13 protein-coding genes are annotated in these 15,524 nt (G+C 70.4%); 3 read left to right on the top strand and 10 right to left on the bottom strand.

The window, feature by feature from the left end:
• Positions 1–305 precede the first annotated feature (305 nt).
• Both tesB and ACG10_RS17790 read left to right on the top strand, forming a co-directional pair.
• Complete coding sequence (gene tesB, locus ACG10_RS17795) at positions 306–1,178, top strand: acyl-CoA thioesterase II (protein WP_089169241.1); 873 nt, start codon at positions 306–308, stop codon at positions 1,176–1,178.
• A complete protein-coding gene (locus ACG10_RS17790; RefSeq protein WP_089169240.1) occupies positions 1,175–1,771 on the top strand; it encodes an HAD family hydrolase in 597 nt (198 codons plus the stop codon). The genes tesB and ACG10_RS17790 overlap by 4 nt, the downstream gene beginning before the upstream one ends.
• Before the next feature lie 27 nt (positions 1,772–1,798).
• Here ACG10_RS17790 and ypfJ read toward each other — a convergent pair whose 3' ends face one another.
• A complete protein-coding gene (ypfJ, locus tag ACG10_RS17785; RefSeq protein WP_039805950.1) occupies positions 1,799–2,653 on the bottom strand; it encodes a KPN_02809 family neutral zinc metallopeptidase in 855 nt (284 codons plus the stop codon).
• A gap of 62 nt (positions 2,654–2,715) precedes the next feature.
• Positions 2,716–3,150, bottom strand: a complete 435-nt coding sequence (locus tag ACG10_RS17780; RefSeq protein WP_089169239.1) for a DUF411 domain-containing protein — start codon at positions 3,148–3,150, stop codon at positions 2,716–2,718.
• 184 nt (positions 3,151–3,334) lie between these two features.
• Here ACG10_RS17780 and ACG10_RS17775 point away from each other — a divergent pair, with 184 nt between their 5' ends.
• Positions 3,335–3,850 carry a DUF4345 family protein gene (locus ACG10_RS17775; RefSeq protein WP_089169238.1) on the top strand — a complete coding sequence of 172 codons (516 nt, stop codon included), beginning with the start codon at positions 3,335–3,337 and terminating at the stop codon, positions 3,848–3,850.
• 7 nt (positions 3,851–3,857) lie between these two features.
• Here ACG10_RS17775 and trmA read toward each other — a convergent pair whose 3' ends face one another.
• From trmA to ACG10_RS17735, 8 genes are all read right to left on the bottom strand, one after another.
• The gene (gene trmA, locus ACG10_RS17770) at positions 3,858–4,946 is read right to left on the bottom strand and encodes a tRNA (uridine(54)-C5)-methyltransferase TrmA (RefSeq protein ID WP_089169237.1); all 1,089 of its coding nucleotides are present in this window, start codon (positions 4,944–4,946) and stop codon (positions 3,858–3,860) included.
• A 175-nt stretch (positions 4,947–5,121) separates the two neighbouring features.
• A complete protein-coding gene (locus tag ACG10_RS17765; RefSeq protein WP_089169236.1) occupies positions 5,122–6,417 on the bottom strand; it encodes an NCS2 family permease in 1,296 nt (431 codons plus the stop codon).
• A 111-nt stretch (positions 6,418–6,528) separates the two neighbouring features.
• The gene (locus ACG10_RS17760; RefSeq protein ID WP_089169235.1) at positions 6,529–8,427 is read right to left on the bottom strand and encodes a TonB-dependent receptor domain-containing protein; all 1,899 of its coding nucleotides are present in this window, start codon (positions 8,425–8,427) and stop codon (positions 6,529–6,531) included.
• A gap of 60 nt (positions 8,428–8,487) precedes the next feature.
• Complete coding sequence (gene dxs, locus ACG10_RS17755; protein ID WP_089169234.1) at positions 8,488–10,374, bottom strand: 1-deoxy-D-xylulose-5-phosphate synthase; 1,887 nt, start codon at positions 10,372–10,374, stop codon at positions 8,488–8,490.
• Positions 10,375–10,490: 116 nt separating this feature from the next.
• Positions 10,491–11,378, bottom strand: coding sequence for a (2E,6E)-farnesyl diphosphate synthase (gene ispA, locus ACG10_RS17750; RefSeq protein ID WP_089169233.1), 888 nt, complete (start codon positions 11,376–11,378; stop codon positions 10,491–10,493).
• The gene (locus tag ACG10_RS17745) at positions 11,375–11,617 is read right to left on the bottom strand and encodes an exodeoxyribonuclease VII small subunit (RefSeq protein WP_039805942.1); all 243 of its coding nucleotides are present in this window, start codon (positions 11,615–11,617) and stop codon (positions 11,375–11,377) included. Before ACG10_RS17745 ends, ispA begins: the two co-directional genes overlap by 4 nt.
• Positions 11,618–11,692: 75 nt before the next feature.
• The gene (locus tag ACG10_RS17740) at positions 11,693–14,080 is read right to left on the bottom strand and encodes an EAL domain-containing protein (protein WP_089169232.1); all 2,388 of its coding nucleotides are present in this window, start codon (positions 14,078–14,080) and stop codon (positions 11,693–11,695) included.
• Complete coding sequence (locus tag ACG10_RS17735) at positions 14,074–15,003, bottom strand: ABC transporter substrate-binding protein (protein ID WP_089169231.1); 930 nt, start codon at positions 15,001–15,003, stop codon at positions 14,074–14,076. Before ACG10_RS17735 ends, ACG10_RS17740 begins: the two co-directional genes overlap by 7 nt.
• Between the last annotated feature and the right edge of the window lie 521 nt (positions 15,004–15,524).

Here is a 15,524-nt window from a genome sequence, read left to right as displayed (position 1 = left end):
ACGAGGAGAGAAGTCTGGTCATTCCAAATGAACGACGAGCGACGTCGTGCTGCGCCAAACGGGCCCCGTCCCTGCGGGTTGCGCGGCAAATGCCGCCATGCGGCGTTGCGGGTCTTGGCAAGGGAATGACCATTGCCGGCGACCCGCGCCTTGCCTGGCGGCATTTGACGCGGCAACGCGGCTCACGCCAAAACGTCAACAGACCCTAGCTGCTGCCCCTTGGCCCGGACGGCCGGCACTGGCAAAGTCGTATCCCTCAGGCGGCCGTCTGGACGCCGCCAAGCCTTGCGTGAGGGATACACTCGATGACGGAGATTCTGGACAACCTGGTCGCCCTGCTGAGCCTCGAGCCCATCGAGGAAAACCTGTTCCGCGGCCGCAGCGAGGACCTCGGCCTGCGCCAGCTGTTCGGCGGCCAGGTGCTCGGCCAGGCGGTGTCGGCGGCCAGCCAGACGGTCGAGCCCGGCCGCCAGGTGCACTCGCTGCACGGCTACTTCCTGCGCCCCGGCGACGCCAGCCTGCCGGTGCTCTACGAGGTCGACCCGCTGCGCGACGGCAAAAGCTTCAGCGCCCGGCGGGTCACCGCGATCCAGAAGGGCCGGCCGATCTTCACCTGCTCCGCCTCCTTCCAGGCCGGCGAGGAGGGGCTCGAACACCAGCAGCCGACGATGCCCGAGGTGCCGGGGCCGGAGGGGCTGGCCTCGGAAACCGAGTTGGCGCGGCAGGTCGCCGACCAGCTGCCGGAGCGCCTCCACGACTGGGCGATCAGCGCCAAGCCGATCGAGATCCGCCCGGTGACCCGGGTCAATCCCTTCTCGCCCGAGCCCTGCGCGCCGATCCGCTACGCCTGGTTCCGCGCCGACGGACGCCTGCCGGACGATCCGCAGCTGCACCGCTACCTGCTCGCCTACGCCTCGGATTTCTCCCTGCTGAACACCGCGCTGCAGCCGCACGGGGTGTCGGTGTTCCAGAAGTTCATGCAGGTGGCCAGCCTCGACCATGCCCTGTGGTTCCACGGCGACCTGCGCCTGGACGACTGGCTGCTGTTCGCGGTGGAGAGCCCCTGGAGCGCCAACGCCCGCGGCTTCGCCCGCGGCCACGTGTTCGACCGCAGCGGCCGGCTGGTCGCCTCGATGGCCCAGGAGGGCCTGATCCGCCGGCGCGAGGACTGGCAATGAGGTTCGCCGCCGCCCGCCACTGGGTGTTCGACATGGACGGCACCCTGACTGTCGCCGTGCACGATTTCGCCGCCATCCGCCGTGCCCTGGAGATCCCGCCGGAGGACGACATCCTCCATCACCTGGCCGCCCTGCCGGCGGCGCAGGCGGCGGCCAAGCACGCCTGGCTGCTCGAGCACGAGCGCGCGCTGGCCCTGGCCGCGCGCCCGGCCAGCGGCGCGGTGGAGCTGGTGCGCACCCTGCACGGGCGCGGCTGCCGCCTCGGCCTGCTGACCCGCAATGCCCACGAACTGGCGCTGCTCACCCTGCAGGCGATCGGCCTGGCCGACTGCTTCGCCCGCGCGGACATCGTCGGTCGCGACGAGGCGCCGCCCAAGCCCCATCCCGGCGGCCTGCTGCAGCTGGCCGCGGCCTGGGGCGTGGTGCCCGGAGAGTTGGTGATGGTCGGCGACTACCGCAACGACCTGGAGTGCGCGCGCGGCGCCGGCGCGCACGCCGTGCTGATCTGCCCCGCGGCAAACCCCTGGCCCGAGCTGACCGACTGGCAGGTGCGCGACTGCTTCGAGCTGCTGGCGCAGCTGCCGGTGGGCTGAGCCTGCCTCAAGGACGCCGGCCGCGCCTCACAACCTGCTGGTCTGGAAGGTGTCGCAACGCCTGACCTCGCCGCCCTCGAAGCCCAGCTTGAACCAGCGCACCCGTTGCTCCGAAGTGCCGTGGGTGAAGGAGTCGGGCACCACCTGGCCGCGGCCGTGGCGCTGCAGGCGGTCGTCGCCGATGGCGTTGGCGGCGTTCAGGGCTTCCTCCAGGTCGCCGGGCTCCAGCCATTCCAGGCGCTGCTGGGCATGATGGGCCCAGACGCCGGCCAGGCAGTCGGCCTGCAGCTCCTGGCGCACCTGCAGGCCGGTCGCGCCCTCCAGAGGCTCGCCGCGCTGGCGGGCGGCATTCACCCGGGCGGAGACGCCGAGCAGGGTCTGCACGTGGTGGCCGACCTCGTGGGCGATCACGTAGGCCTGGGCGAAGTCGCCGGCGGCGGCGAAGCGCCGGGCCAGCTCGTCGAAGAACGCCAGATCCAGGTAGACCCGCTGGTCGGCGGGGCAGTAGAAGGGGCCGACCGCCTGGCTGGCGAAGCCGCAGGCGGAGTTCACGCCCTGGCTGAACAGCACCAGGGCCGGGTCCCGGTACTCGCGCCCGGCCTGCTGGAACAGCGCTCGCCAGGTGTCCTCGGTGTCGCCGAGCACGGCGCGGACGAATTCGGCGTGCTCGTCGCCGGCGGGCGGTGCGCCGGCCTGCCGCGAATCGACCGAGCTCTGGGTGGTCAGTTCGGTAAGGATCTGTCCCGGGTCCCGGCCCATCAACAGGCCGACGATCACCACCAGCGCGATGCCGCCGAGGCCCAGGCCCTTGCCGCCGAAGCGCAGGCCACCGCCGCGCGCATCCACCACGTTGTCGCTGCGTCGTGCCCGTTTCCAGCGCATGGCGGCATCCCCTTGGCTTGAACGATACCCCTCAGTCTAGGTCGATTGCTGCCGGGCAGGGATCAGTGCGCCGGATAGTCGGCGAGCACGCGCCGCTCGCCGCCGCGGGTGACGCCGATCACCTGGTAGGCATCCTGGCGGTCGCCGATTTCCATGCCCGGCGAGCCGACCGGCATGCCCGGCACCGCGGCGCCGATCAGATCGGGCTGGCGGCGCAGCCTGAGGATGTCGGCGGCCGGCACATGGCCCTCGACGAACTTGCCGTCGATCACCGCGGTATGGCAGGAGCCCAGGCTGTAGGGCACGCCGAGGCGCGACTTGACCGCGCCCATGTTCGTCTCGACATGGTCGGTGACGGCGAAGCCGTTGGCCTGAAGGTGCCGGATCCAGTCCTGGCAGCAGCCGCAGCTGGGGTCGCGGTACACATCGATGGCGACGGGCTCGGCGGCCTGGACGGCGCTGGCGAGGGTGAGGGCGAGCAGGACGAGGCGGCGCATGGGGATCTCCGGCTGGGGCAGGCGTGCAGGATAGTCCTTCCCTTTCGGCAGCCCAAGCCTGCCGGGATGTCCGCTGTGGCGAACGAATGATGCAGGAGCGGGTCTTTTGTGGACCGACGCACAGATGGCCAAATGCCGTCCCGGTTGGGACGCGGCGCATCCTTTTTTGATGGAGAGAACCGACATGCTTTTCGCCCGAATCGTCCTGCTGGTCCAGGTCGTGGTCATGGGCGGCGTGGGCCTGGCCTACTGGCTGCGCCCCTACGAAATGGCCAACCTGAACGGCATGCTGCTGATGGAAGCGGTCTCGGTGAGCAACACCCGGGTCTACTACGGTGGCCTGCAGCTGGGCCTGGCGCTGTTCCTGCTGTGGTCGACCCGCCGCCCGGAACGGCTGCGCAGCGCCCTGGTGCTGCTGATCACCATGCAGGCGGCGCTGGTGCTGGCGCGCCTGGGCTCGCTGTGGCTGGATGGCGGCACCCTGCGCAATCTGGACCTTGGCGCGCTGGCCTACAAGGTGGGCAGCGCGCTGCTGGCGCTGCTCGCCCTGTACCGGCTGAAGCCCGCGCCCGCAGCGGAGCCGCCCGTGCCGCTCCCGCCGGCAGAGCTACCCAGGGGCGAGTTCGACGACGACTTCGGCCGCCTGCAGCGCCGCCAGGAGCCGACGCTCGACCGGCCCGACCAGGCGCGCCAGGACTGAGCGCCTCTCAGCGCCGTTCCAGCAGCACGCCCGACTCCATGTGATGGGTGTAGGGGAACTGGTCGAACAGCGCGCAGCGCACGATGCGGTGGCTGTCGTGGAGCTGGGCGATGTTCGCCGCCAGGGTTTCCGGGTTGCAGGAGATGTAGAGGATGCGCTCGAAGCGCCGGGTCAGCTCGCAGGTGTCCGGGTCCATGCCGGCGCGCGGCGGGTCGACGAACACGCTGCCGAAGTCATAGCCCTTGAGGTCGATGCCGGCCAGCCTGCGGAACGGCCGCACCTCGTTGAGCGCCTGGGTCAGCTCCTCGGCGGACAGGCGCACCAGGGTCACGTTGTCCACGCCGTTGTCGTCCAGGTTGGCCAGCGCGGCGTTCACCGAGGTCTTGCTGATCTCGGTGGCCAGCACCCGGCGCACCCGGGTCGCCAGCGGCAGGGTGAAGTTGCCGTTGCCGCAGTACAGCTCCAGCAGGTCGTCGTCGCGCTCGCCGAGCGCCTCGAAGGCCCAGTTCAGCATCTTCTGGCAGACCACGCCGTTGGGCTGGGTGAAGGCGCCTTCCGGCTGGCGGTAGCGGAAACGCCGTCCGGCCACCTCCAGTTCCTCCTCCACGTAGTCGCGGCCGACGACGATCCGCTGGCCCCGCGAGCGGCCGACGATGCTCGCCCCCAGTTCCGCGGCGAGCTGCTCGGCGGCGGTCTGCCAGAAGGCGTCCAGCGGGCGGTGGTAGCACAGGGTGATCAGCGCGTCGCCGGCCAGGGTGGTGAGGAACTCCACCTGGAACAGCTTGAAGGCGAGCGCCGCGCTGTTCTGCCAGGCGGCCTTCAGCTGCGGCATCAGCCGGTTGATGCGCTCGCTGGCGATGGGAAAGTCGTCGAGGAGGATCGGCTGGCGCTTGTCGCCGGGATCGAACATCGCGTAGTGGCGTTCCTCGCCCTCGCGCCACAGGCGGAACTCGGCGCGCAGGCGGTAGTGCTCGCGGGGCGAATCGAACACCGCAGGCTCGGGGGCGGCGAAGGGCACCAGCAATTCGGCCAGGCGCGCTTTCTTCCCGGCCAGCTGGGTGTCGTAGTGCGAGGGATCGAAGTGCGGGAGGCTCATGGGGTTACTCGTAGGTTGCGGGGGCGGATAGGGGCTTGTGCGGCTGCTGGTTTTCAGGGGGCTGCCGCAGGCTGGAAAACGCGCGCAGCGATTTTCCAGCCGGCCTGGCGGGAAAGGCCTGCGGCCGTTTCCCACCCTGCGGGGGCATCGACGAGGCAGGCGCGTCCAATCCGGCTCATGCGTTGAACCAGCCCAGTTTGATCACGAACAGCCCGGCGAGGATCAGCAGTGCCGGGTTCAGCTCGTGGCGGCGGCCGGCGCAGAGCTTGATCGCGCTCCAGGCGATGAAGCCGAAGGCGATGCCGTTGGCGATCGAGTAGGTCAGCGGCATGGCCAGGGCGGTGACCAGCACCGGCGCGGCGGTGGTCAGGTCGCTCCAGTCGACTTCGGCGAGCGAGGAAACCATCAGCACGGCGACGAACAGCAGCGCCGGCGCGGTGGCGAAGGGCGGAATGCTGGCGGCCAGCGGGGCGAAGAACAGGCTGAGCAGAAACAGCACGGCGACGGTGCAGGCGGTCAGCCCGGTGCGCCCGCCGGCGCTCACCCCGGCGGCAGACTCGATGTAGCTGGTGGTGGTCGAGGTGCCGAGCAGCGCGCCGCCCAGGGCCGCGGCGCTGTCGGCGATGAGCGCGCGGCCCATCTTCGGCAGGCGGCCGTCCGGCGCCATCAGCCCGGCGCGGCGGGCCACCGCGATCAGGGTGCCGGAGTTGTCGAACACGTCGACGAACAGGAAGGCAAAGACCACGCTGACCAGGCCGATCTCCAGCGCGCCGGCGATGTCCAGCTGGAGCAGGGTCGGCGCCAGCGACGGCGGCAGCGCCAGCAGCCCGGCGAAGGGCGTGACCCCGAGCCCGACGGCGACGAGGGTCACGGCGAGGATGCCGAGCAGCACCGCGCCGGGGACTCGCCGCGCTTCCAGGGTGACGATCAGCAGGAAGCCCAGCGCGGCGAGGACTGGCGGGGCCTCGGTCAGGTCACCGAGGGTCAGCAGGGTCACCGGATGGTCGACGACGATGCCGGCGTTCTGCAGGGCGATCAGCGCGAGGAACAGGCCGATGCCGGCGCCGATGGCGAGGCGCAGCTCCAGCGGGATGCTGTCGATGATCCACGCGCGGATGCGCAGCACCGAGATCAGCAGGAACAGGCAGGCGGAGAGGAACACCGCGCCGAGCCCGACCTGCCAGCTGTGGCCCATCTGCAGCACCACACCGTAGGTGAAGAAGGCGTTGAGGCCCATGCCGGGGGCCAGCGCGATCGGATAGTTGGCGATCAGGCCCATCAGCGCCGAGCCGATCGCTGCGGCCAGGGCGGTGGCGACGAATACCGCGCCCCTGTCCATGCCCGTTTCGCTGAGGATGCTCGGGTTGACGAAGAGGATGTAGGCCATGGTCAGGAAGGTGGTCAGGCCGGCCAGCAGCTCGGTGCGCAGCGTGGTGCCGTGCGCCTCGAGTCGGAACAGCTTCTCCAGCATGCGGATCTCCGTCGGTGCCCCGGTTCAGGGAAAGGCTGGGCAGATCGCGCCGCGCCGCGCAAAAGGGCTGCGGATGATAGCAGCTCGGCGGAGCGGCGAAAATTTGCCGGGCTACGGCGTCCAGGTCAGCGAGAGCAGGGCGCTGCGGCCGTCCTGGCGGTACTCGTGCTGGCCGACGCTGGTGTAGAGGGGATTGTTCGGCCGGTCGTAGAGTGCCTGCGAGTAGTCCTTGTCCAGCAGGTTGTCGATCTTGGCCTGCCACTTCAGCGCCGGGGTCATCTGCCAGCTGCCGCGCAGGCCGAGCAGGGCGTAGCCGGGGATCTGGTGGTCGTTGGTGTCGTCGTCGTAGCGGCTGGACACCGCCTGCCAGCCGAGGCCGGCGGAGAAGGCGCCGAAGCGGCGGTCGAGGTCCAGGCTCAGGTTGCGCCGGGCCCGGAGGGGCAGGGTGTGGCCGCTGTCGCGGTCGCGCGGGTCGACCAGGCTGGCGGCCAGCGTCGCCTGCCAGCCGAGGAGGTCGCGCGACAGGGCCAGCTCCAAGCCCTGCAGGCGTGCCCGGTCGATGTTCTCCGGGCGGGTGAAGAAGCTGTCCGGCCGGCTGGCAATGACGATCAGGTCGTCCACCTCGGTGCGGTAGGCGGACAGGCTCCAGCGGGTCTGCAGGTGTTCGCCGCGCAGCGCGATCTCGTAGCTCTTCGAGCGTTCCGGCGAGAGGTCGGGATTGCCGCCGTAGAGCGGGGTGCGCCGGTAGTAGAGCAGGCCGAAGCTCGGCGCATGGAAGCCTTCGGCGTAGCTCAGGGTCAGCTCGGTGGCCGCTGCCACTTTCAGGCTCAGCGCCGCGCTCCAGCTGTCTTCGCTGCCGAAGCGCTGGTTGTCGTCGTGGCGCAGGCCGACTTCGGCGCTGAAACCCTCGCCCCGGTAGCTGTGGCGGACGAAGGCCGCACGGTTCCAGCGCCGGCTCTCGGCGTAGTCGGTATCGCTGTTCAGGCGTTCCTCGTACCACTCGGCGCCGAGCAGCAGCTGCCGGCGTTCGTCGAGCCGCAGGGTGTTGAACCAGGTCAGCGAGTCCCGGTAGGTGTTGAAGCTGTAGTTGTTGGCGACGTTGTGGTCGTCGCGGTTCTCGCTCTTGTTCTCGGAGTGGCCGGCCTCGACGCGGCTGGTCCAGGCATCGGTCGGTCTGGCCTCGAGATGGGCGGCGAGGCTGCTGACGGCGAAGCGCTCGTAGGGATCGCCGGGGCTGAAGCGGTGGACGTCGTCCAGCTCGCTTTCGCCGCGCTGGTCGAGCAGGTTCAGTCCGGCCTGCAGGCGGTCGGTGAAACGGTGCTCCAAGGTCAGGTCGAGGGCCTGGCGGCGGAAGCCGTCATGGTCGGCGTCGCGCCCGCGGTCGTCGGAGCTGCGGTCGAAGCCCTGGCTCTCCGCCTGGCTGGCGCCGAGGTCGAAGCGGGTCCGGCCGTCGCCGCCGGACAGGCCCAGCTCGCGCTCGAAGCTGCCGCGGTTGCCGGCCGCCAGGCGCAGGCGCGGCTGCAGTCCGGACTCGCCGCGGCGGGTGGTGATCCGGATCAGCCCGCCGATGGCATCGGCGCCGTACTGGCTGGCCTGCGGGCCGCGGATCACCTCGATGCGCTCGATGCGCCCGGGGTCGAGGAATTCCAGGCGGGCCAGGCCGCTGACGGCGGCATTGATGCGCACCCCGTCGACCAGCACCAGGGTCTGCGTGGGCGTGGCGCCGCGAATGAAGGCGCCGCTCAGCGCGCCGCGCCCGCCGGCCTGGCTCATGACCACGCCGGGAACCCGGTTCAGCAGCTCCGGCACGCTCTGCACCTGCAGGCGTTCGATGTCGTCGCGCTCGAACACCGTGGCGGCGGCGCTCGCCAGCTCGGCGAAATCGGCGGATTTGGGCGAGGTGACGGTCTGGGTCGGCAGGCGGTAGGCCGGCGGGGTGTCGGCCGGGCCGGCGGCGAGGAGGGGGGCGGGCAGCAGGAGCGCGGCCAGGGCGAGGCGGGAAGCCGTCATTGTGCGCCTTCGATGGCGGCGTGCCGGCGGTTTTCCATTCGACGTCCCTGTCCGGCCCGTTCAGTCCGGCTGCGCCAGGCGCCGGCGCACCGCCGCTTCGATGCCGGCGGCGTCGAGGCCGCATTCGGCGAGCATCTCCGCGGGCTTGGCGTGTTCCACGTAGTAGTCCGGCAGGCCCAGATGGAGGATCGGCTTGACGATGTTCTCGGCGGCGAGGAATTCCGCCACCGCGCTGCCGGCGCCGCCCATGATGCTGTTCTCCTCGACGGTCACCAGCAGCTCATGGCCGGCGGCCAGTTCGCGCACCAGCGCCTCGTCCAGTGGCTTGACGAAGCGCATGTCGGCCACCGTGGCGTCCAGCGTCTCGGCCACCTGCAGCGCCTCGGCCAGCTGCACGCCGAACACCAGCAGCGCGACCTTGCGGCCCTGCCGGCGCAGCACGCCCCGGCCGACCGGCAGGGGCTCGAGGCCCGGCTCGATGGTCGCGTTCGGCCCGCTGCCGCGCGGGTAGCGCACCGCCGCCGGGCCCTCGAACAGGTAGCCGGTGGTGAGCATCCGGCGCAGCTCGTTCTCGTCGCTGGGGGTCATCACCAGCATGCCGGGGATGCAGCGCAGGTAGGAGAGGTCGAAGCTGCCGGCGTGGGTCGGGCCGTCCTCGCCGACCAGGCCGGCGCGGTCGATGGCGAACAGCACATCGAGGTTCTGCACCGCGACGTCGTGGATCAACTGGTCGTAGGCGCGCTGCAGGAAGGTCGAGTAGATCGCCACCACCGGCTTGATGCCGTCGCAGGCCATGCCGGCGGCGAGGGTCACGGCGTGCTGCTCGGCGATGGCGACGTCGAAGTAGCGCTCCGGGAAGCGCTGGCTGAAGGCGACCAGGTCGGAACCTTCCTTCATCGCCGGGGTGATGCCGGCCAGCCGCGGGTCGGCGGCGGCCATGTCGCACAGCCAGCGGCCGAAGACGCTGGAGTATTTCGGCCCCTTGGGCTTCTTCGGCTCGCTGCCCTCCGGCTCCAGCTTGGTGATCGCGTGGTAGCCGATGGGGTCGGCCTCGGCCGGGGCGAAGCCCTTGCCCTTCTTGGTCACCACGTGGAGGAACTGCGGTCCCTTGAGGTCGCGCATGTTGCGCAGGGTGGCGAGCAGGATCGGCAGGTCGTGGCCGTCGATCGGGCCGATGTAGTTCCAGCCGAGTTCCTCGAAGAGGGTGCCGGGGACCAGCATGCCCTTGGCGTACTCCTCGGTGCGCCGGGCGATCTCCCAGGCGCCGGGCAGGCGCGAGAGGATGTTCTTGCTGCCCTCGCGCATGCTCGCGTAGGTGCGGCTGGAGAGGATCTTAGCCAGGTAGTTGGACAGCCCGCCGACGTTGTTGGAGATCGACATGTCGTTGTCGTTGAGCACCACCAGCATGTCGGCCTGCACGTCCGAGGCGTGGTTGAGCGCCTCGAAGGCCATCCCGGCGGTCAGCGCGCCGTCGCCGATCACCGCGATGCACTTGCGCTGCTCGCCCTTCATCCGTGCGGCGATGGCCATGCCCAGCGCCGCGCCGATGGAGGTGCTGGAGTGGCCGACGCCGAAGGTGTCGTAGGGGCTTTCCGCGCGGCGCGGGAAGGCGGCGATGCCGTCCTTCTGGCGCAGCGTGAGCATGCGTTCGCGGCGCCCGGTGAGGATCTTGTGCGGGTAGGCCTGGTGGCCGACGTCCCACACCAGGCGGTCTTCGGGGGTATTGAAGACGTAGTGCAGGGCGATGGTCAGCTCGATCACGCCGAGCCCGGCACCGAAGTGCCCGCCGGTCTGCCCGACCGTATAGAGCAGGTCCTGGCGCAGTTCGTTGGCCAGCACTTCCAGCTCCGCCTCGCCGAGCTGGCGCAGCCGGTCGGGCGTCGCGGCGCGGTCCAGCAGGGGAGTGGCGGGGCGCTCGCGGGGAATCTCGTGGAACGTCTTGGGCATCGGAGGATTGTTACGGGAGGTAAAAGAGGCGGCATTTTACCCGATCGCGACAACGTCTAGATATTCGTTGGCAGCGCTCGGACTCCGCCGATGGTCGCAGGGGCCGCGGGCGCCGCTCAGTGGCGCCGCTCGACGATGTAGCGAGCCAGCGCACGCAGGGGCTCGGCGCCGGTGTCGAAGGGCTCGAGGGCGGCCAGGGCCTGGTCGCGCAGGGCCAGGGCATAGGCCTTGGCGGCGTCGAGGCCGAGCAGCGCCGGGTAGGTGGGCTTGTCGCGGGCGATGTCGGCGCCCTGGCGCTTGCCGAGGGTCGCGGTGTCGCTTTCCACGTCGAGGATGTCGTCCTGCACCTGGAAGGCCAGGCCGATGGCCCGCGCATAGTCGGCGAGCGCGGCCAGGCTGGCTTCGTCGGCCCGGCCGCTGGCCAGGGCGCCGAGGCGCACGCTGGCCTCGATCAGCGCGCCGGTCTTGTGCCGGTGCATGGTTTCCAGGGCGCCCTGGTCGAGCGCCCGGCCGACCGCCTCGAGGTCGATGGCCTGGCCGCCGACCATGCCGGCGGGGCCGGCGGCCCGGGCCAGGGTGCGCGACATCTCCAGGCGCAGCCCGGCCTCCTCGGGGTTGCGCCGGGGATCGGCGAGCACCTCGAAGGCCAGCGCCTGCAGGCCGTCGCCGGCGAGGATCGCGCAGGCCTCGTCGAAGGCCCTGTGGGTGGTCGGCTGGCCGCGGCGCAGGTCGTCGTCGTCCATCGCCGGCAGGTCGTCGTGGACCAGCGAGTAGGCGTGGATCAGCTCCACCGCGCAGGCGGCGCCCTCGGCCCGCTCCGGCGTGCCGCCGAGCGCCTCGCAGGCGGCGTAGACGAGGAGCGGGCGGACCCGCTTGCCGCCGTTGACGACGCTGTAGCGCATCGCCTGGTAGAGCCGCGCCAGCTCGTCGCGCGGGGCTTGCAGGAGGCTTTCCAGGGCGGCGTCGACGCGGGCCTGGCACTGCTTCTGATAGGTCGCGATCATGCTTGGCTGTCCGCGTCGAAGGGGGCCTGTTCGAGGGTGCCGCCGCGCTCCAGGAGGATCTGCACCTTCTGCTCGGCCTGGCTCAGCGCCGCCTGGCAGTCGCGGGTCAGGCGGATGCCCTGCTCGAAGCAGGCCAGGGAGTCCTCCAGCGACAGCTCGCCGCCCTCCAGGCGCTCGACCAGTTGCTGCAGTTCGGCGAGGGATTTTTCGAAATCGACGGCGGCTTTCTTGCGGGCCATGGGCGGGAACCTGTGTCGGCGGCACTTCTGAAAAAACGCGGCGACACTAGCAGAGCCGGGGCAGGGCGGCAAACGCTAACGCCGGCGGCCGGGCACCTCCCGGGGCCAGTCGCGCTCGATGTCGGCCGGCGGCTGCGGGCGGCAGTAGTGATAGCCCTGCAGGCTGGGACAGCCGTTGAAGCGCAGGAAGGCGGCCTGGCGCTCGTTGCTGACCCCTTCGGCCACCACGTGCAGGCCGAGGTGCCTGGCCATGGTCAGGATGCCGCGCACCAGGGCCACCGAGTGCTCGCTGTCCGGCAGGCCGGCGACGAACTGGCGGTCGATCTTGATGCCGTCGAAGGGGAACTGCTGCAGGTAGGTGAGCGAGGCGTAGCCGGTGCCGAAGTCGTCGAGCAGCAGCGGCAGGCCGGCAGCCTTGAGGCTGGCCAGGGTCCGCTGGACCTCCTCGCCGGCATCGAGCAGGGCGCTTTCGGTGATTTCCAGTTCGAGCAGCTCGGGCGGGGTCTGTTCCTCGGCGAGGATGGCCAGCAGGGTGCCAGCCAGGTCGGCCTGGCGGAAGTCCAGCGGCGACAGGTTGACCGCGATGCGCAGGGCATGGCCCTGTTCGGCCCAGCGGCGGGCCTGGCGGCAGGCCTCGCGGAACACCCAGCGGGTGGCCTCGATGATCATCCCGCTGTCCTCCAGCACCGGGATGAATTCGCCCGGCAGCACCAGCCCGCGGCTCGGCGACTGCCAGCGCAGCAGGGCCTCCATGACCTGCGGGCGGCCCTGGTCGTCGACCTGGGCCTGGTAGTGGAGGACGAATTCCTGCCGGTCGAGGGCGCGGCGCAGTTCCTGTTCCAGCTGCAGGCGGCGCTCGGCGGCCTCGCCGAGCGGGCGGCTGTAGACGGCCAGGCGGTTGCGCCCGGCATCCTTGGCGGCGTAGAGGGCCAGGTCGGCCTGCTTGAGCAGTTCGGTGGCGTCGCCCTGGCCGGCGCAGCCGGTGATGCCGATGCTGGGCGTGACGAAGCATTCGTACTGGCCGAGCTGCAGGGGCGCCTTGAAGTCGCGCAGCAGGGTTTCGGCCAGCTCGCGGGCCTCTTGTGCCGTGCGCCCCTCGAGGAGCAGGAGAAACTCGTCGCCGCCTGAGCGCGCGACCAGGGCCTGCTCGGGAACCAGCCGGGTCAGGCGCCGGGCGATCTCCGCCAGCAGGCGGTCGCCGACCTCGTGGCCGAGGGTGTCGTTGATCCGCTTGAAGTGGTCGATGTCGAGAAACAGCAGGCTCAGCGGGGTGTGGGCGGCCAGCAGCTGCTCCAGGCGCTGGACCAGGCAGTGGCGGTTGGCCAGGTGGGTCAGCGGGTCGAAATGGGCGAGAAAGCGCAGGCGCTGCTCGGCCTGCAGGCGTTCGCTGATGTCGCGCAGCAGGAGCAGGTAGCGCTGGCGGCCGTCGCGCATGAAGGGCGTCCAGGTGACCTCCAGCGGCAGTTCCCGGCCCTGGCGCAGGCCGGTCAGCTCCACCGGGCTATTGGCCGGCGTGCGCAGCAGACGCTTGAGCGAGTCGCCGGTCAGCAGGCGGTCGCGCGGGCGCCTGCCCGGCAAGTCCTCCGGCGCGCAGCCGAACAGCGCCGCCGCCGCCGGGTTGGCCTGCTCCACCCGCAGCCCGCCGCTCACCACCAGCATGCCGGCCGGCGAGCTGTCGAACAGCTCGCGCATCAGCTGCTCGCTGTCCTGCAGGGCCTGCTGGCGCTCGTGCAGCTGGCCCATCATCTGGCTGAAGGTCTCGGCCAGCTGGCCGATCTCGTCGTGGCCGTCGACCGCGGCCGGCTGCGGCTGCTGGTCGGCGGCGAAGCGCCGGGCGGCGCGGTCGATGCGCGCCAGGCGCCGGGTGATCAGGCGGTGGTAGAGGCGGTTGAGGGCCAGCCCGAGCAGCAGCAGCAGCACGAGGATCTGGCCGAGGTAGAGCCAGGCTTCGAGGCGGGTCTGGCTGAGCAGCGGGCTGAAGTCCAGATCGACCAGCAGCGCCTCGCCACTCTCGCCATTGCGCTGGCTGGTCTGGTCGAGCGGGAGGATGGCCAGATAGCGCTGGCTGGCGTGCTCCAGCCAGGCGGGGTGCCCGCTGGCCAGCTGTGCCTGCACCCGCTCGGCAGCGATGCCGAGCTGCCGGGGGGCGAGGCCCAGGCGGGTGGCCGCCAGCACCCGCAGTTGCGGGTCGGCCACCATGGCCCAGCGGACGCCCCGCAGGCTGGCGAAGTCGGCCAGCGCGGTTTCCAGCTCCGCCTGGCGGCCGTGGCGCAGGTGGTCGCTCAGGGTGCTCTGCAGCAGCACGAGCAGCTGGTTGGTGTGGTTGCGCCAGGCATGCAGCTCCTTGTCGATGCTGCGCGGCAGGTAAAGCGTGGTCAGCAGCAGGGTGAAGAGCAGGGCGAAGAGGCCGAGCAGCAGCGGCAGGGATTTGCGCAGAGACAGTTGGGCAAGTTGAGTCAGCATCCGTAGGCCCCGCAGCTGGCGAGCAGTTCCCGTGGCCTGGCCGGGCGGGACAGTAACCGGCGTTCGACCATGTAGCGGTTGAGTCGTTCGATGCTGCGCAGCAGGCGGCCGTCCGCCAGCATCTGCCGGTTGAGGGCGGGATCGCCCGCCAGCAGCCCGGTGAGGCTGTCCTGCAGGGTCTGCGCGCCCAGCCTCAGGCGCTGCGCAAGCGCCGGGCCGGCGCAGTCGGGGGACGCCTGCCAGAGGTGCAGGGCTTCGTACCACAGCGACTTCAGGCGCCTGCGCTGTCCGGCCGCGACGCGCCGGCGGTCGACCACCAGCACGTCGATGATTTCGCCGGGCAGCTCGCGGCTGTCGAAGATGCGCCGGGCGCCGAGCGCCTCCAGGGTCGGTCCCTGGGAGGCGAAACTGACCAGCGCATCGACGCGGCCTGCGCCCAGGGCGGCGGCCTGTTCGTGGATCGGCAGGCTGACGACGCTCAGCTCGTCGGGCCGCAGGCCGGTCCGGTCGAGGATGCGCGACAGGAAGAAGGCCCCGAGGGCGCTGCTTTCCACGCCGACACGCCGCCCCCTGAGGTCGGCGGGCGCAAGGATCGGCGGCCGGGCATAGAGCACATCGGCGCCGGCCGAAAGGTCGGTGACCAGCAGTATCTCCAGGTCCAGACCGCTGCTCTGCAGCGTCAGGGCTTCGTCCAGGGTGAGCAGGGCGGCATCCAGCAGGCCGTTGCGGAAGCCGCGCAGCACGCCGCTGGCGTTGGGGTATTCGACCAGCCGCAGGCCGGCCGGCTCCAGCCATTGCAGCTCGTCGGCCAGATACAGCGGGGCATGGCCGGGCCAGCGATTGCCGCCGATGCGGATCGGGTCCGGTTCCATCTTGCAGGCCAGCAGGGCCAGGGGAATCAGCGCCAGCAGGAGGATGCGCATCCTGTCACTCCAACCAGGGAAGCGACACGTTAGCGAAAGTGCATGGCTGCGTGAATCGAGGCACTTCAAAAAGTTGCCTCGCATCAAGAAACGGCCGGCAATAAGGGGGAAGGGCTGCTGGAATTCGCACGGCTCGCGATGCTGAAAATAAAAAAGCCGGCTTGTGGCCGGCGTTTTTTTCGCTGTAGGCCGCGCAGTTTCTTGACTTTGAGGCCGATACTCGATTTGTTCCCCCATTTGTTCCCCCATTTGTTCCCCCACTTTGGCGACGCGTGAAGTGTTCCCCCATCCGCCGGCCTCAATGATCGCCACCAGGGTGACGCACTGCTGGCGCTGGTGATCGTCGTCACTCCATCGCCCATGGTGATCTCCACCGGTGTTCCGCCGCTGGTGGTCTGGTGGTCTGGTGGTTATGCGGTGATCGGCACCAGGGGGCGGCGACTCCACGCTACCTTCTGGCTGGCGCTGGTGGTAACTGGTTATTAATACAGTAGCCGGCAGATTTCGCCGGTAGCTCTCCA

This window comes from Azotobacter chroococcum, from assembly GCF_002220155.1.
Lineage (GTDB): Bacteria > Pseudomonadota > Gammaproteobacteria > Pseudomonadales > Pseudomonadaceae > Azotobacter > Azotobacter chroococcum.
The sequence above is the reverse complement of the archived record's forward strand: the minus strand, read 5'-3'. Positions and strand labels throughout refer to the sequence as shown.